1 protein-coding gene is annotated in these 483 nt (G+C 63.6%); it reads left to right on the top strand.

All coding sequences use genetic code 11. From position 1 onward, the window contains the following. Positions 1-483: arginine deiminase family protein (locus JHD62_RS21485; RefSeq protein WP_233161155.1), on the top strand; the 483-nt coding region annotated here is incomplete at both ends.

The following is a 483-nucleotide window of genomic DNA, read 5'->3' as shown; positions in this document are numbered from 1 at the left end:
AAATGCCGTCCACCCAACTGGCCGAGCACCTGATCGGCGGTATCGCCAAGTTTGAACTGCCGTTCGACCCCAAAGGCCTGTTCGGCGGCTATCTGGACCAGTCCGAATTCGTCATCCCGCCGATTCCGAACAGCCTGTTCCAGCGCGACCCGTCCTGCTGGATCTACGAAGGCGTGACGCTGAACCCGATGTACTGGCCGGCCCGCCGTCAAGAAACCCTGATCCTGCAAGCCATCTACCAGCACCACCCGTACTTCGCCGGCAAGGTGAAGGTATGGTGGGGCGACTGTGACAAGAACCACGGCCCGGCCACGCTGGAAGGCGGCGACGTGATGCCGATCGGCAACGGCGTGGTGCTCATCGGCATGGGCGAACGCACCAGCCCGCAAGCCGTGGTGCAAGTGGCCCGCAATGTGCTGGGCAAGGAAGGTGGCGCCACCCGCGTGATTGCCTGCCAGATGCCCAAATCGCGTGCTGCCATGC

The organism is Aquitalea sp. ASV11 (assembly GCF_016429185.1).
GTDB classification, from domain to species: Bacteria; Pseudomonadota; Gammaproteobacteria; order Burkholderiales; family Chromobacteriaceae; genus Aquitalea; species Aquitalea pelogenes.
Note: the sequence above shows the minus strand (reverse complement) of the source record. Positions and strands in the feature narration are given on the sequence as shown.